The organism is Bacillus sp. 22475 (genome assembly GCF_052044835.1).
Lineage (GTDB): Bacteria > Bacillota > Bacilli > Bacillales > Bacillaceae_G > Bacillus_A > Bacillus_A cereus.
On the sequence record NZ_JBQENW010000006.1, the window covers coordinates 168,265 to 183,449 of the forward strand.

Sequence of the window (15,185 nt, forward strand, 5' to 3'; positions counted from 1 at the left end):
TAATTATTAAATAAAATATATCAGCGAATCTCAAAATATATCGACTTACCGACAGAAACTGACAATAAATAAAAGGAGGCTATTCAAAAACGAGCCTCCTTTTCGTTTAGTACAAAGATTTTGTCATATTATTCCGAATTATTTCAAGGGATTTCGTTACAGTTAATGCATTCTTTTCTTCAATTTCTGGTTTACGGGGGATCGGTTTATACATGTTGTCTGGATCTTCCCATGTGAGGGGAAGTTCTGTTTCAGCTTGTCCTTTCCAAGCGTCAATCCATTCTGGAGGGAGATAACCTGAGATGTTTTGGATGTTGTTCATTTCGAGCCAAATGAGTGCCCAAGCTCTTGGGACGACGCGCCAGTGGTCATAGCCACCGCCGCCGACAGCAATCCAGCGACCTTCGCAATATTCGTTAGCGATTTCGCGAGCGAGCTTCGGTATTTCACGGTAAATATTCATCGTTGCGCAAAGGTGTGTAAGTGGGTCGTAGTAATGTGCATCAGCACCATTTTGCGTTAAAATAATATCCGGTTTAAAGTATGCTGCAACTTCTTTTACAACAGTTCGATATGATTCTAAGAACGATTCATCTTCTGTAAAAGCATCGAGTGGAACGTTAAAAGAATAACTATAACCATTACCTTGTCCGCGTTCGTTTACAGCGCCAGTTCCAGGGAATAAATAGCGACCAGTTTCATGTAATGAAATGGTGCATACGTTAGGGTCATCATAAAATGACCACTGTACACCATCGCCGTGATGAGCGTCTGTATCAATATATAAGACGCGTAAACCATATTTCTTTTGAATATATTTCATTGCGATGGAACTATCGTTATAAATGCAAAATCCAGATGCTTTGCCGCGAAAGCCATGATGTAAGCCACCGCCTAAATTGAGAGCGTGCTTTACTTTCCCAGAAAGAACAGCATCGACAGCTGTTAACGTACCACCAACGAGCAATGCGCTTGCTTCGTGCATATTTGGGAACATCGGTGTATCTTCTGTTCCAAGTCCATATGTCATTGCAATTGATTTTTCTAACTTTCCTTCTCCAGCACGTTTTACCGCATTTATGTACTCCTCTGTATGAATGTAGGCGATCTCTTCATCTGTAGCCATCCGTGGTGAGATGATTTGAGCAGGAGAGATAAAACCACCCTTTTGTAATAAATCATACGTAAGTGTGACGCGCAGTTGGTTAAAAGGATGATCAGGGCTAAATGAATAGCCCCGAAAGTCATCCGAATAAATAAACGCGCTACTCATGCTTGCATCCCCATGATGTTCGGCCATAATACGCGGTAGCCTTCTGCTTCAAGTGCATCAATCACTTTTAGAGGATTCATCGTTTGAATGCGGAAAACGAGTACTTTATCATTCTCATCTTTTGCTGGGTAGACGAGAACGCTCACGATATTTATTTGTAAATCACTAAAAATAGCAACGACTTTTCCAAGAATACCAGGTTCGTTTTTTACTTGAATTTCAATTTGCGAACTTGGTTGATGTGCTCCTGTTAATTTTACTAACGTGTGTAATACTGTAGATTCAGAAATGATTCCAACTAACTTCCCAGCCTTTGTAACAGGAAGACAGCCAATTTTATTTTCAAAAAATAAAGTAGCAATTTCCTCAACGAAATCGAGAGGATGGCAAGTCATAACAGGATGTTTCATAATAAGTTCGAGCGGTTGCTTCAGCATATCGAGTGAAACTTGTTCATCTAGAATAGACGGACTTGCATCTCTTACATCCCGATCAGAAATAATGCCCACGACGTGATTATTTTGATCGACAATTGGAATGTGCCGAATGCCTTTCGTGCGTATCGTTCGGATTGCTGTTTCGATTGTATCGTTTGGATGTAGTGTAACTACATTTTGATTCATAATTTCTTCTACAATCATTCCAGTTGCCCCCTTTATTAATACATAAAACGATTGTGAAAACGTAGACGATCAAAAGCTTGAATAGTATCCGTATCAACACGTTTACCGATGCGGACCATTAAACAGTTAGCAGGATGCGAACAAATTTCAGGATCATCTGTAGCCATCCATTGTAAGCCACCAGCATTCATCATTTTTTCCATTACTTTTCGGTACTCCCAAACATTTAAGCCTGTTTGTTTTAAATCCCAGTGCCAATAATATTCAGTCGTCAATATAATGTAATCTTCCATATGGTCGTCCATCATTGAAACTTCTAATAAGTTCTTTCCGACAGCGCAACCACGGAAGGCAGGGACAACTTCAATCGCCCCGAGTTCAATTAAGTTTTCTATCTTTCCTTCTGACCATCGTTCGAGTGGATCAGGATACAAGTATGTAACATATCCAACAATCGTTTGGTCATGTCTAGCAATAATGAGACGAGCTTCTGGTAATTTAGAAATTTCGACAATTGCTTTATATTGCTGCTCGGCAGGACGAAACGCAACTAAATCTGGATGAAATTCATACATTTCTAAGTTATGTGTAGAGACAGGACCTTCAATAATTAAAGTGCCTTTCGCTGTTTTCAAGTTTCTAGCATTATATATTTTTTTATGAATCAATGTATTGCTCACCACCTTGAGGGTTTGTGAATCTATTCATATCGTACTTTATAATATATGCGATGTGAATCGAAATTTGTCATTAAAAATTTGTCTAAAAATCAACAAATATACTGAAAATTTTAAATAATGTTATTATAATAGATAATAGAATACATAGGAGGGGGATGTAAAGTATGAAAGTAGAAACGCTTCCTGTCATTAAAGGAGAAAATAATTTGCCGAATTATGATGAGGCATACGCGAATTTTAACTGGGAAGAGGTTAATAAAAACTTTACTTGGAATGAGACAGGCCGAGTAAATATGGCGTATGAGGCAATTGATAAGCATGCGAAATCCGATCGAAAGAATAAAGTAGCTCTTTATTATCAAGATGGATCGCGAAAAGAGAAGTATACATTTAAGGAAATGAAGGATTTTTCTAATAAAGCAGGAAACGTCCTGAAAAATTATGGCGATGTAGAAAAAGGCGATCGCGTTTTTATTTTTATGCCGCGTTCTCCAGAATTATATTTCGCACTTCTTGGTGCAGTGAAATTAGGGGCAATCGTAGGTCCACTATTTGAAGCGTTCATGGAAGGCGCAGTTCGCGATCGTTTAGAAGATAGCGAAGCGAAGGTGTTAATTACAACGCCTGAATTGTTAGAGCGCGTACCATTAAATGATTTACCTGCTTTAAAAACAGTCTTCCTTGTTGGAGATAATGTAGAAGAAGGTGGTAAAACGGTAGCGTTCAATCCTTTATTTGAACAAGCTTCAAAAGAATTACATATTGAATGGTTAGGCCGTGAAGACGGTTTAATTTTACATTACACGTCTGGTTCTACTGGTAAACCAAAAGGCGTGCTACATGCGCAAAATGCAATGGTACAGCACTATCAAACGGCGAAGTGGGTATTAGATTTAAAAGAAGACGATGTATATTGGTGTACTGCTGACCCGGGCTGGGTAACTGGAACAGCTTACGGTATTTTCGCACCGTGGTTAGTCGGAGCATCAAATGTTATTTTAGGTGGACGCTTTAGTCCAGAAGCTTGGTATGAAGCACTGCAAGATTACGGTGTGACGGTTTGGTACAGCGCACCAACAGCATTCCGTATGTTAATGGGAGCTGGACAAGACGCAATTAAAAAATATGACTTATCACAAGTTCGTCACGTATTAAGCGTTGGTGAGCCGTTAAATCCAGAAGTAATTCGCTGGGGTATGAATGCATTTGGACTTCGTATTCATGATACGTGGTGGATGACAGAAACAGGTGGACAAGTAATTTGTAACTACCCTTGTATGGAAATCCGTCCAGGTTCAATGGGTAAACCAATTCCAGGTGTGAAAGCAGCGATTGTTGATAATGAAGGAAATGAAGTGCCTCCATACACAATGGGTAACTTAGCAATTGCGAAAGGTTGGCCATCTATGATGCGCGGGATCTGGAATAACCAGCAAAAGTATGAATCTTATTTCATGCCGGGAGATTGGTACGTATCAGGTGACTCTGCCTATATGGATGAAGATGGATACTTCTGGTTCCAAGGACGTATTGACGATGTAATTATGACGTCAGGTGAGCGCGTTGGTCCGTTTGAAGTAGAAAGTAAATTAATCGAGCATGCTGCTGTTGCAGAAGCAGGTGTAATTGGTATTCCTGATCCAGTGCGCGGCGAAATTATTAAAGCATTTATCGCACTTCGAGCAGGATACGAACCATCTGATGAATTAAAAGAAGAAATTCGTCAATTTGTAAAGAAAGGCCTAGCAGCTCATGCAGCGCCAAGGCAAATTGAATTTAGAGATAAATTACCGAAAACGAGAAGTGGTAAAATTATGCGCCGCGTATTAAAAGCGTGGGAGTTAAACTTACCAACAGGTGACTTATCAACGATGGAAGATTAAGAGAGAAAGGTCTGAACGAAAAATGTTCAGACCTTTTTTTATGTTATTATTAACTTATATATATAAGTTAAAGGGGGGAGTATGATGAAAACAGAAAAAGAAAAGATGATACATGGAGAAATGTACATACCGGCTGATCCAGTTTTAGTACAAGAAAGAGAGCAAGCACGTATATTAACGAGAAAATTAAATGATACGCCAGAAGAGCAATTAAAAGAGCGTAGCGAAATCGTAAAAGAATTATTTGGAACGACTGGAGATAACATTCATCTTGAATCTTCTTTTAGATGTGATTACGGCTATAACATTCATGTCGGTGAAAATTTTTACGCGAACTTTGACTGTACGATTTTAGACGTATGCCCGGTAACAATCGGAGTGAACTGTATGTTAGCTCCAGGTGTTCACATTTATACAGCAACGCACCCGCTTGATCCAGTAGAGCGTATAAGCGGATCAGAATACGGAAAACCAGTTACAATTGGCGATAACGTATGGATTGGCGGAAGAGCAATTATTAATCCAGGTGTAACAATTGGAGACAATGCGGTGATCGCATCTGGTGCTGTCGTAACGAAAGATGTGCCTAATAATGTAGTAGTTGGCGGGAATCCCGCAAAGATTATAAAAAAATTAAAATAATATTTGAACGAAGTGTCTTCCTCGTCTGTATACATTTGTGAAAGAATAGATGAGGGAGGCTTTTTTATGTCTAATAAATTACTTCTTGCTTTTGCTTTAATTGGAATTATAGTTGTATTTTCTTGTGGTCTTTTCTTACCGATACCAATTGGATATAGAGTATCAATGCTTACAGCTGGAGCTATAATGGGTGTTCTGTTTTCAATAATTATTCCATTTGATAGAAAACATATAGTACGGAAAAATGGATATAAAATTGATTTTACAAAAACAAAAGTGTATTTTCGCTGGAATGTATTTGATACTATTTCTGTCTGCCTTGCGTTGTATGCATGCATATGTGTGCAAGCGTTAAATATTTTAGTTGCAATGGGATTTACGATTCAAAACCCATATGTGCAATTTTTTACAAATCAATCACAATTGTGGATTTTTATTGCGATTGCATATTTAATTTCCCGTATTTCATTAACGTTAAAAGGAATAAAGGAGATCAAAAATCATGGCGCAGATTGGGACTGAGGAGGAGCTCATGCTTGCGTATCAAAGTGGAGATAAACAAGCGGGAGAAAGACTATATATTTTAATCAAACCAGCGCTATACACATTTTTATATCGATTTAACCGAGATGAACAATTAAGTATCGATCTTGTGCAAGATACGTTTTTGACGCTAGAGCGTAAGAAACATATGTATGAAATTGAAAAAGGTAAAATAAAAACGTATTTATTTCAAATTGGTTATCGTCTTATGATTAATAAATTAAATAGGAGAAAAAAGTGGCGTACGCTTTTGCCATTTTTAGTGCCGATTCCGGAAAAAGAATTTTCTCACGAAGATCGGCTCACAGTAAGAGAAGCAATTTTGAAAGTTCCAGAAGAGCAAAGAGCGGTCCTAATCCTTTCTTATTATCATGATATGCAGCAAAAAGAAATTGCAGAAATATTAAACATTCCGATTGGAACAGTGAAATCGAGACTTCATAATGGAATAAAGAAATTGAAACAATTGCTGGAGGTGGACGAAATTGAGCGAAAATCCCTTTAAGAGTGAATATAAGTTAAAGCAACATTTAGATAGTGATCATGTAGAAATACCAGACTTTCCAAAAACAGTAAGTCGATTCGATCGATTAATCGGGTTTCTTGGTTCCCCGGCGAAAGATCCTGTGGAGGCGACCATTGGGAATGATTTATCAGTTGTGTTTCACGTATCGTTATTAGTTGGTATTCCAATTCTTTCTCTTATTACGATACTCTTTGCGGCGTTGTAAAGGATTGACAAGAAGAGAAACCCGACCTCTATTTGACACGCCTATATAAATGATGGTATAAAGAAAAGTATATGAATAATTGAGCGTGGAAAGGGAGAAGTAGTGATCATTTCCCTGTTTTAGAGAGCTGATGGTCGGTGGAAATCAGCACATAGATGATCGCGAATTACGCCCCTAGAGCATCTTTTTTCGATTGAATTGTATTCAAAAGGGAAAAGACGGTGCTAAGCCGTTATGTAAATAAGGTGGTAGGCTTTTTTGCCTGCAACTAGGGTGGTAACGCGATAATCAAAATCGTCCCTTATTTGAAGGGGCGATTTTTTTATGTTTTCAACCTTCACGCCAGTAATGAACTTAAAGGAGAGTATGTAGGATATGGGTATTTTACAAGATCTTGAATTTCGCGGTCTAATTAATCAGCAAACAGATGCTGAGGGCCTTGAGCAATTATTAGAAAAAGAAAGCGTTAAATTATACTGTGGTTTCGATCCGACAGCAGATAGCTTACACATCGGTCATATGTTACCAGTATTAATGTTACGTCGTTTCCAATTAGCTGGTCACCAACCAATCGCACTTGTTGGCGGTGGTACTGGTATGATCGGTGACCCAAGTGGTAAAAAAGCAGAGCGTACATTAAATACGAAAGATACAGTTGCTTACTACACAGAAAGCATTAAAAACCAACTTTCAAACTTCTTAGAGTTCGAAAACGTGGACAACCCAGCAACGATGGCTAACAACTATGACTGGCTTGGTAGCTTAGATGTAATTTCATTCTTACGCGATATCGGTAAAAACTTCGGTTTAAACTATATGTTAGCAAAAGATACAGTAGCATCTCGTTTAGAAACTGGTATTTCATTCACTGAGTTCAGTTACATGATTTTACAATCATACGACTTCTTAAACTTATACCAACACCATAATTGTCGCCTACAAATCGGTGGTAGTGACCAATGGGGTAACATTACAGCGGGTCTTGAATTAATCCGTAAATCAGAAGAAGATGCGAAAGCATTCGGTTTAACAATTCCACTTGTTACTAAATCTGACGGTACGAAGTTTGGTAAAACAGAAGGCGGAGCAATTTGGTTAGACCCAGAGAAAACAACTCCTTACGAGTTCTACCAATTCTGGATTAACACAGATGACCGCGATGTTGTTAAATACTTAAAATACTTCACATTCTTATCTCATGAAGAAATTCTTGAGCTTGAAAAGCAAGTAGCTGAAGCGCCAGAAAAACGTGCAGCACAAAAAGCATTAGGTTCTGAAATGACAAAACTTGTTCACGGCGAAGAAGCATTAGAGCAAGCAATCAAAATTTCAGCTGCACTATTCAGCGGTTCTGTAGCAGAACTAACTGCAAGCGAAATTGAACAAGGATTCAAAGACGTACCATCTGTAGAACGTACTGCAGAAGATACAGTATTAATCGACTTACTTGTAGAAAGCAAAATCTCTCCATCAAAACGTCAAGCACGTGAAGATGTAACGAACGGCGCAATCTACGTAAACGGTGAGCGTACACAAGCGTTAGACTACGTTGTAACAGAAAACGACCGCATCGAAGGTAAATTTACAATCATTCGCCGCGGTAAGAAGAAATATTTCTTAATTCGTTACTAATAAATAAAAAGCTTTGGGGAAATTCCTCAAAGCTTTTTTTGTTTTAATCTCCTTTTCGAGTTCATACGGAAATCACATGTAAGCGGTATGATAAACGTATAACAATTAGAAAGGAGTGGTAAAACGAAATGTCACTAGAAGCGTTGATTATTTTTTCTTTGCTAAATGCGGGTCAGCTTGCAGAGAATTCGAAGGTTGATATACATAAAGAGCAGAAAGATGCTTATGTATATGTTCAAAAAGAGGAAAATAAATAACTTTATTTTATATATAAACTTCAAAAGCCAATCCATTGGATTGGCTTTTTGTCAGGTTGTTGGAAAAAGAGCGTACATTTTTCTCTTTTAAACATTAGCTAAAATTTGATCATAGCACGAAGTAATAAGTGCTTCCAGATCTTTTAAGTCATTAACGTTATCAATAAAAATTCTACTCACTCCCTGTGATTTTGGGGCTTGTTCAACCACAAAATTAGGGCATAGCTGTTTAGTAGCTTCTAAATCGAGTCTTACAACTAAGGATTTTGCATCGCCATCAAGGAAGAGACGTATAAACCATTTTGTGATTACACGATTCATGATACAAAAATAACTAATGGTATCTTTATATTTGAGGTTACTGATATCTCTTTGATGCTCAGTTAAAATCTCTTTAACAATGTTAAATGCGGTTAGTTCATTTTCTGTAGTGAAAACTCTATCTGTTTTGTCTTCTTTGTTAATGTCTTCAATTATTTCGGTAGAAGCAGCTGCAACTAGGCTTGTTTCTATTTTCTCCGATGTTTTTGTTTCTTTTGGTGTTAAACCATCACTGATTATTTCTAATAGTGTTCGATTAATTGCTTTTTTAACGATTGGTCGGAATCGCTCTAAAACGTTATTTGTAATTCTAGTTGAGCTAAAGTCTCTAATTAGAAAACGAAGGAAGTCATCTGAAGGATTTTTAAATAGTTCTTTAATTGTAGAGTTTAAATTGGTCATATAAATAAGCTCTTCAGCATATTTTACGATTTCTTCAGCTTCAAAATTTTCTTTTGTAAAAGTTTCAATCGTTTCAATATCTAAATTAGTTAAATTATCCATGCTGAATGTGAAGAAAGGTTTTTCATCCATCACATTGTCATTTGTTAAATCAGTATAAAACTTGTATTCTACACCATTAGTTAGTACCCCTACTTTGACATCAGGTAAGGCATTGAAATATCTAGATAGTTGCGCATCGTGTTTAAGGAGATTTTCTGTTACAGATTTTGCCTCGATTAAAATAATTGGAACCCCATTTTTAAAAACCGCATAATCGACTTTTTCTCCCTTCTTAGTTCCGAAGTCTGCAACATACTCAGGTCTAACTTCTAAAGGATTAAAAACGTCATAACCTAGTTTTTGAAGAAAAGGAATAATTAATGATTGCTTGGTCATTTCTTCATTAGTTATGTACTCTGTTCGTTCTAAAATTTGGTTAGCTATTTTGTTTATGTCATTTCTGAATTCCATATCAATGTCTCCTCGTTATAAAGTTTAAAAATCTTTAATATTATTGTTATTCCGTGAAAATTCATAATATAACAGAGTTCTTTATGGAAACAGGGAGGTTATTCTTTTTGTTTTAGATGGGAGTATAGGGTATTGGGATTTTTATGTTATGTAGGATATAAAAATAATGGGGGAATTGAAAAAAGCCAATCCACAGGATTGGCTTTTTGTCATTAACGAGAGTAGAACTCTACGATTAATGCTTCGTTGATTTCAGCTGGTAACTCAGCACGCTCAGCGTGACGAGTGTAAGTAGCTTCTAATTTGTCAGCATCGAAAGTTAAGTATTCTGGTACGAAGTTGTTAACTTCGATCGCTTCTTTAACAACAACAAGGCTGTTAGATTTTTCGCGAACGCTGATAGTTTGACCAGGTTTTACACGGTAAGATGGGATATCTACGCGAGCGCCATCAACCATGATGTGACCGTGGTTTACTAATTGGCGAGCTGCACGACGAGTGCGAGCTAAGCCCATACGGTAAACTAAGTTGTCAAGACGAGCTTCAAGAAGGATCATGAAGTTTTCGCCGTGCTTACCAGGCATTTTACCTGCTTGGTCAAATGTGCGACGGAATTGACGCTCAGTCATGCCGTACATGTGACGAAGTTTTTGTTTCTCTTGTAATTGTAAACCGTATTCTGAAAGTTTCTTACGTTGGTTAGGACCGTGAGGACCTGGTGCGTAAGGGCGTTTTTCTAATTCTTTTCCTGTGCCGCTTAGAGAGATTCCAAGACGACGAGACAGTTTCCAAGCTGGACCTGTATAACGAGCCATAGTTGACTCCTCCTTTAAAAATGTTTTTATTTACGTAAAATAAAAACAGACGTAATCGATATTTACGGGCATTTTGTTTTCATGTACCTTCGCTCCAGCAGCAGGGAGTTACGAGATACACCTCCGTAGAGGAACAAAATACAAACGATAAACTCACATTACAAGGCTGCCTTTTTATTTTACACAAACGCTATTATATCTTTTACCCAGAGTTTCGTCAAGCGAGTACGTTTTTGTTTTATGCATATAAATTTTGGAAATTAATATAAGAAGGAATTTAAAACAATATAAAAGAAGAGATAGAAACACAAATAAAACGCTTACATAAAATGTAGTAAAAACGTTCATCAGTTTTTTACTGGTGAATATGCGGTAATAAAAACATAAAGGGGATGTTTTTATGAAAAAGAAGCATATGGAGACAGCGTTAATTCATCACGGTTATACACCTGAGGAACATAAAGGAAGTTTAACACCACCTTTATTTCAAACCTCTACGTTTACATTTGAGACTGCGCAGCAAGGAGAGGCGAGTTTTGCGGGAGTGGATCCATCTTATATTTACTCAAGGCTTGGAAATCCGACTGTGAAATTATTTGAAGAACGTATGGCGGTGTTAGAAGGAGGAGAAGAAGCACTTGCCTTCGGATCTGGTATGGCAGCTATTTCAGCAACTTTAATCGGTTTTTTAAAGGCTGGAGATCATATTATTTGTTCAAATGGATTATATGGGTGTACGTACGGTTTTTTAGAAGTGTTAGAAGAAAAATTTATGATTACGCATTCGTTTTGTGAGATGGAGACAGAGGTTGATATTGAAAATAAAATTCGTCCAAATACAAAGCTTATTTTCGTTGAAACACCGATTAATCCGACAATGAAATTAATCGATTTAAAACAAGTTATTCAGGTTGCGAAGCAAAATGGTTTACTTGTCATTGTTGATAATACGTTTTGTTCACCTTATTTACAAAGACCGCTTGAGCTTGGCTGTGACGCTGTTGTGCATAGTGCGACAAAATATATTGGTGGTCATGGCGACGTTGTGGCGGGTGTAACGATTTGTAAAACGAAAGCGTTAACTGAAAAAATTCGTCCGATGCGAAAAGATATCGGCGGCATTATGGCGCCGTTTGATGCGTGGTTATTATTACGTGGGTTAAAGACGTTAGCGGTAAGAATGGATCGTCATTGTGATAATGCAGAAAAAATTGTATCGTTCTTAAGAAAACATGATGCGTTAGAAAGTGTTTGGTATCCAGAAGGGGAGTTAGCATCTCGTCAAATGAAGCGCGGGGGCGGTGTTATTTCTTTTTCAGTAAAAGGCGGAAAAGAAGAGACGCAAGCATTTATTAATGACCTCCACTTTATTACAATTGCGGTGAGTTTAGGAGATACAGAAACGTTAATTCAGCATCCAGCAACGATGACGCACGCTGCGATTCCAGCTGAACTAAGAAAAGAAATGGGCATTTTCGATAATTTAATACGCTTATCGGTTGGTTTAGAATCTTGGGAGGATATCGTTTCTGATTTAGAGCAAGCATTAAAGAAAATATCTACTGTTAATCAATAAAAAAAGAGTGAGCTATCGATTTTGTACAGGACGTACTAAATCGATAACTCGCTCTTTTCTTTTTACATATGTTTTAGGAGTGTTTCCACAAACTTTTCTAAATAGCGCTGATCTACTTCATCAAAACGATTCTTTTCAGGACTATCAATGTCAAGTACACCAATGACAGCTCCTTCTTTCACAATCGGTACAACGATTTCTGAATTAGAAGCACTATCGCAAGCGATGTGACCTGGGAATTGGTGAACGTCCGCTACAAGCTGCGTTGTTTTCGTTTCAGCTGCTACGCCGCAAACGCCTCGTCCAAATGGAATGCGTACGCAAGCAGGCATTCCTTGGAACGGTCCAAGGACAAGCTGATTTCCTTCTGTTACGTAAAAGCCAACCCAATTAACGCGATCTAAAAATTGGTTTAATAATGCGGACGCATTTGATAAGTTTGCGACTACGTTTGATTCGCCAGTTAATAACGCATCCAGTTGTTTAATTACTGTCTCATATTGCTGCACGCGAGATCCTGCATAACTTTCTTTAGTAAACATGGAAACAGCTCCTTTTTTATCGAGATGTGTAAAATATTAGCAAAATACGATGTATTTCACATGACTTTGTCGATAGAAAATTAAAGGAATTTGTCTTAAAAGTCAAGAAATTTAAACTATAGCTGTTCATTGAGAGGAAGTGAGCGCATGAAGCAGACGAAACAAAAAGTAATTGATGCGGCAATATCGTTGTTTAATACGAAAGGTTATGATGGAACGTCGGTGCGAGACATTGCAAAGCGAGCGGATGTGAATGTAGCGAATATTTCATATTATTTTGCTGGGAAGCAAGGTTTATTAGAACAGCTTATTACTGATTTTTTAGAAGGGTATATTCATGTGATTGAAATTTCGTTTGAACAGAGAGAGTATTTGTCGGCTAAAGATGTGATGGTGCAAATGGTGCGTGGGATGTTACGATATCAATTTGAAAATAGAGAACTAACACGTTTCTTCTACCGAGAGCTTTCGCTTGATACGACATTAATTCGTGAAGTGATGACCGTTTATTTTTCTAAAGAAAGATATTATATAGAGCAAATTATTAGACAAGGACAAATGAAACAAGAATTTCAGAAAGTATCATTTACAATGTTTATGACGCAATTAAAAGGCATGATAAATATGCCGTTTTTATATCCACAATATATATCAGAAGTACTGCATTCTTTCCCGTCTGAGACATTTTTCATAGAAATGTACACGAAAGAGATTGAGCAATGGATGGAACAAGCATTATGTAAAGCAAATATGTACCATGAATGGCCAAGAGCTGTTCATATGTGAAGAATCCCCACCTAACGAACTGAGGTGGGGATTTTTATGTTTACTTTTCTTTGCCATAAATTGTTACATAATAGCGCGATAATTGTTAATGCAGCTCCAGCGATTTCGATTTTATCGACTGTATAACCTCGAAACATAGAACCAATCAGTGCAAGGATAGGGACTAAATTCATAAATAATATGCCGTTAATAGATGAAATATAGCGATTTCCCATATTCCAGCAAAATACAGCGATAACTCCTGCGATAATCGACATATAAAGGAGCTCAAAACGAACGCTCACAACTGTACGCAGTGACGGCATAGTAACTATATTTGTGTACGTTAAGAAAGTAACAATAACGATGAGTGAAATTGAGCCAAATAAACAAGTTAATGTCGTATATCGAAGTGGTGACCAAGATTGAAAACGAGCACCCCCGTTTGTATAAATGACCCAGCAAGTAACGCCGCATAGCATCAATATATTTGTCGATAAGTGGCTTGCAGCTCCAAATAATAAGTGGATATTTCCTTTTGAAATGACAAGCATAACACCGAGTAATGCAACGAACATACAAAGGAATGTGTAGTTTTGTGGGCGCTTGTTTTTTGTTATCCATTGTAATGATAAGGCAATTAGTGGCATGAGAGACTGAATCATCGCTGCATGGATTGCTCCAGAAGGCCCGGCAAGTTGTTGTCCGTAGAAAACGAGAAAACCATATCCCGCGAAACCGAATGTCCCGTAAAAGAACAGAGAAAGTGTTCTTTTTTCTAAGCGGAGTGAAGTCTTCCCTTCAGTAATTAATAGCAAAATAAGAAAAATAATAGCTGCTGATCCATAGCGAATCGTTGTGAAGAAGAACGGATCGATAAATTGCAGGGCATTTGCCATTACAGGAAACATAAATCCCCAGGCAGTTACGGCGAGTAAGCACAGAAAGGATCCGAGTAGCATTTGTTTTTTGTTCAAGAGTATCTTTCCCCTTTACATTTCGTTATAGTAAGTTGATGAAATAAGTATAAAGAGTAATTGTTTATAGGAGGAAATATCGATTTCTTATAACGGTTATAACTTTTTGTTAGAGGTGTGTACGATGGATTTGGAGGCAGTACGATCGTTTATCGAAGTGAAGCATACGCGAAGTTTATCAAAGGCAAGTAAGATTTTACATATATCTCAACCAGCGCTTAGTAAGCAAATTCAAAAGTTAGAAGCGGATTTAGAGGTTACTTTACTTAAGCGTTCTGCGCAAGGAGTGGAGTTAACGGAGGCAGGAGAGTTATTTATAAAAAGAATGCTACCGATTTTGGAACAAATAAATGAAGCAAAAACAGAAATGAGGGGGTATCAAGAGAACCGAAAGTTTTCAATTGGTATACTACCGAGTTTAGCAGAGCATTACATATTAGAGTGTAAAGATGTATTAGGTGATGAGTTCGAAGTAGAGTGGCAAATCGGACATACGGAAGTATTAAGAGATTTATTTAAAGCGCGGGAGATTGACGCGATGTTCATCGATTCAGTAGTAGAAGGTGCTACGTATATAAAAGAAGTGCAACAAGAGAAAATTGTTTGTGTCATTTCAAATAATCATCCGTATAAAGAGAAGAAAGTCATTCAAATAGAAGAGCTGCAAAATGAAAAATTAATTGTATATCCAGAAATATGTGATGTAAGGAAAATGATTATGAACATGTTTCATGAGATAGGTGTAAAACCAACTATAGCTGTGGAAACATCTTACGCAGAACCGATGCTTGCAATGGTAAAAGCTGGCCTTGGCATCACTTTACTTCCAGAAAGGGCAGTAGAGCAGTCTGTAAGGCAGGGAAATGTACATGGAATTTCTGTTGAACCACCACTCATGCGGAAAATTTATTTCGTATCTCATACGAAAGATTGTTTGTTATTACAATCATTTGAGGATAGGTAGTGAGGTAGGCGGAATATTGAGAAAGATTACAATCGCATTGAAAGAA

The 15,185-nt window shown here is 37.5% G+C and carries 17 protein-coding genes and 1 other annotated feature; of the genes, 10 read left to right on the forward strand and 7 right to left on the reverse strand.

The genetic code is table 11. From position 1 onward, the window contains the following. Positions 1-106 precede the first annotated feature (106 nt). The 3 genes from acuC to acuA are packed head-to-tail and all read right to left on the reverse strand — an operon-like array spanning position 107 to position 2,564. Entirely contained in the window at positions 107-1,273 is a 1,167-nt protein-coding gene (acuC, locus tag ACTJJY_RS12495) for an acetoin utilization protein AcuC (protein WP_440605636.1), read from the reverse strand. After that, positions 1,270-1,914, reverse strand: coding sequence for an acetoin utilization AcuB family protein (locus tag ACTJJY_RS12500; protein ID WP_002123078.1), 645 nt, complete (start codon positions 1,912-1,914; stop codon positions 1,270-1,272). Before ACTJJY_RS12500 ends, acuC begins: the two co-directional genes overlap by 4 nt. A 17-nt stretch (positions 1,915-1,931) precedes the next feature. Further along, positions 1,932-2,564: an acetoin utilization protein acetyltransferase AcuA gene (gene acuA, locus ACTJJY_RS12505; RefSeq protein WP_440605637.1), complete on the reverse strand. Its 633-nt coding sequence runs from the start codon at positions 2,562-2,564 to the stop codon at positions 1,932-1,934. 176 nt (positions 2,565-2,740) lie between these two features. Between acuA and acsA the strand changes: the two genes are divergently transcribed. The 7 genes from acsA to ACTJJY_RS12540 all read left to right on the forward strand — a co-directional run bounded on the left by acsA (position 2,741) and on the right by ACTJJY_RS12540 (position 8,264). Continuing rightward, the gene (gene acsA, locus ACTJJY_RS12510) at positions 2,741-4,459 is read left to right on the forward strand and encodes an acetate--CoA ligase (protein WP_000862049.1); all 1,719 of its coding nucleotides are present in this window, start codon (positions 2,741-2,743) and stop codon (positions 4,457-4,459) included. A gap of 81 nt (positions 4,460-4,540) precedes the next feature. Next, positions 4,541-5,101, forward strand: a complete 561-nt coding sequence (locus ACTJJY_RS12515; RefSeq protein ID WP_440605638.1) for a maltose acetyltransferase domain-containing protein — start codon at positions 4,541-4,543, stop codon at positions 5,099-5,101. A gap of 66 nt (positions 5,102-5,167) precedes the next feature. Further along, a complete protein-coding gene (locus tag ACTJJY_RS12520; protein WP_000066427.1) occupies positions 5,168-5,623 on the forward strand; it encodes a hypothetical protein in 456 nt (151 codons plus the stop codon). Continuing rightward, entirely contained in the window at positions 5,604-6,149 is a 546-nt protein-coding gene (locus tag ACTJJY_RS12525; protein ID WP_440605639.1) for an RNA polymerase sigma factor, read from the forward strand. Before ACTJJY_RS12520 ends, ACTJJY_RS12525 begins: the two co-directional genes overlap by 20 nt. After that, positions 6,130-6,375, forward strand: a complete 246-nt coding sequence (locus tag ACTJJY_RS12530; protein WP_440605640.1) for a hypothetical protein — start codon at positions 6,130-6,132, stop codon at positions 6,373-6,375. Before ACTJJY_RS12525 ends, ACTJJY_RS12530 begins: the two co-directional genes overlap by 20 nt. A 77-nt stretch (positions 6,376-6,452) precedes the next feature. Next, positions 6,453-6,680 (forward strand) — a binding site (T-box leader). Positions 6,681-6,750: 70 nt separating this feature from the next. Next, positions 6,751-8,007, forward strand: coding sequence for a tyrosine--tRNA ligase (gene tyrS, locus ACTJJY_RS12535; RefSeq protein WP_063675844.1), 1,257 nt, complete (start codon positions 6,751-6,753; stop codon positions 8,005-8,007). A gap of 128 nt (positions 8,008-8,135) precedes the next feature. After that, the gene (locus tag ACTJJY_RS12540; protein WP_000050940.1) at positions 8,136-8,264 is read left to right on the forward strand and encodes a hypothetical protein; all 129 of its coding nucleotides are present in this window, start codon (positions 8,136-8,138) and stop codon (positions 8,262-8,264) included. Between the two features lie 87 nt (positions 8,265-8,351). On the opposite strand, the gene ACTJJY_RS12545 is transcribed toward ACTJJY_RS12540, so the two are convergent. Both ACTJJY_RS12545 and rpsD read right to left on the reverse strand, forming a co-directional pair. Continuing rightward, positions 8,352-9,500 carry a type I restriction endonuclease gene (locus ACTJJY_RS12545; RefSeq protein ID WP_000395711.1) on the reverse strand — a complete coding sequence of 383 codons (1,149 nt, stop codon included), beginning with the start codon at positions 9,498-9,500 and terminating at the stop codon, positions 8,352-8,354. Positions 9,501-9,712: 212 nt separating this feature from the next. Continuing rightward, the gene (gene rpsD, locus ACTJJY_RS12550; RefSeq protein ID WP_000135315.1) at positions 9,713-10,315 is read right to left on the reverse strand and encodes a 30S ribosomal protein S4; all 603 of its coding nucleotides are present in this window, start codon (positions 10,313-10,315) and stop codon (positions 9,713-9,715) included. Positions 10,316-10,715: 400 nt separating this feature from the next. On the opposite strand from rpsD, the gene megL reads away from it, so the two are divergent. Next, positions 10,716-11,891, forward strand: coding sequence for a methionine gamma-lyase (gene megL / locus ACTJJY_RS12555; RefSeq protein ID WP_440605641.1), 1,176 nt, complete (start codon positions 10,716-10,718; stop codon positions 11,889-11,891). A 62-nt stretch (positions 11,892-11,953) separates the two neighbouring features. Here the strand turns inward: megL and ACTJJY_RS12560 are convergent, their stop codons facing one another. Then, the gene (locus ACTJJY_RS12560; protein WP_000494340.1) at positions 11,954-12,433 is read right to left on the reverse strand and encodes a GAF domain-containing protein; all 480 of its coding nucleotides are present in this window, start codon (positions 12,431-12,433) and stop codon (positions 11,954-11,956) included. A 147-nt stretch (positions 12,434-12,580) separates the two neighbouring features. Here ACTJJY_RS12560 and refZ point away from each other — a divergent pair, with 147 nt between their 5' ends. After that, positions 12,581-13,219, forward strand: coding sequence for a forespore capture DNA-binding protein RefZ (refZ, locus tag ACTJJY_RS12565; RefSeq protein WP_000814914.1), 639 nt, complete (start codon positions 12,581-12,583; stop codon positions 13,217-13,219). An 11-nt stretch (positions 13,220-13,230) separates the two neighbouring features. Here refZ and ACTJJY_RS12570 read toward each other — a convergent pair whose 3' ends face one another. Beyond that, positions 13,231-14,175, reverse strand: a complete 945-nt coding sequence (locus ACTJJY_RS12570) for a DMT family transporter (RefSeq protein WP_440605642.1) — start codon at positions 14,173-14,175, stop codon at positions 13,231-13,233. A 124-nt stretch (positions 14,176-14,299) separates the two neighbouring features. Here ACTJJY_RS12570 and ACTJJY_RS12575 point away from each other — a divergent pair, with 124 nt between their 5' ends. Then, entirely contained in the window at positions 14,300-15,139 is an 840-nt protein-coding gene (locus tag ACTJJY_RS12575) for a LysR family transcriptional regulator (RefSeq protein WP_095690138.1), read from the forward strand. The last annotated feature ends 46 nt before the right edge of the window (positions 15,140-15,185 follow it).

What these genes read in the sequence shown, in the direction of transcription:
- acuC (WP_440605636.1), bottom strand. Translation starts at nt 1,273, where the DNA reads ATGAGTAGCGCGTTTATTTATTCGGATGACTTTCGGGGCTATTCATTT.
- ACTJJY_RS12500 (WP_002123078.1), bottom strand. Translation starts at nt 1,914, where the DNA reads ATGATTGTAGAAGAAATTATGAATCAAAATGTAGTTACACTACATCCA.
- acsA (WP_000862049.1), top strand. Translation starts at nt 2,741, where the DNA reads ATGAAAGTAGAAACGCTTCCTGTCATTAAAGGAGAAAATAATTTGCCG.
- ACTJJY_RS12515 (WP_440605638.1), top strand. Translation starts at nt 4,541, where the DNA reads ATGATGAAAACAGAAAAAGAAAAGATGATACATGGAGAAATGTACATA.
- ACTJJY_RS12520 (WP_000066427.1), top strand. Translation starts at nt 5,168, where the DNA reads ATGTCTAATAAATTACTTCTTGCTTTTGCTTTAATTGGAATTATAGTT.
- ACTJJY_RS12525 (WP_440605639.1), top strand. Translation starts at nt 5,604, where the DNA reads ATGGCGCAGATTGGGACTGAGGAGGAGCTCATGCTTGCGTATCAAAGT.
- tyrS (WP_063675844.1), top strand. Translation starts at nt 6,751, where the DNA reads ATGGGTATTTTACAAGATCTTGAATTTCGCGGTCTAATTAATCAGCAA.
- ACTJJY_RS12540 (WP_000050940.1), top strand. Translation starts at nt 8,136, where the DNA reads ATGTCACTAGAAGCGTTGATTATTTTTTCTTTGCTAAATGCGGGTCAG.
- ACTJJY_RS12545 (WP_000395711.1), bottom strand. Translation starts at nt 9,500, where the DNA reads ATGGAATTCAGAAATGACATAAACAAAATAGCTAACCAAATTTTAGAA.
- rpsD (WP_000135315.1), bottom strand. Translation starts at nt 10,315, where the DNA reads ATGGCTCGTTATACAGGTCCAGCTTGGAAACTGTCTCGTCGTCTTGGA.
- megL (WP_440605641.1), top strand. Translation starts at nt 10,716, where the DNA reads ATGAAAAAGAAGCATATGGAGACAGCGTTAATTCATCACGGTTATACA.
- ACTJJY_RS12560 (WP_000494340.1), bottom strand. Translation starts at nt 12,433, where the DNA reads ATGTTTACTAAAGAAAGTTATGCAGGATCTCGCGTGCAGCAATATGAG.
- refZ (WP_000814914.1), top strand. Translation starts at nt 12,581, where the DNA reads ATGAAGCAGACGAAACAAAAAGTAATTGATGCGGCAATATCGTTGTTT.
- ACTJJY_RS12575 (WP_095690138.1), top strand. Translation starts at nt 14,300, where the DNA reads ATGGATTTGGAGGCAGTACGATCGTTTATCGAAGTGAAGCATACGCGA.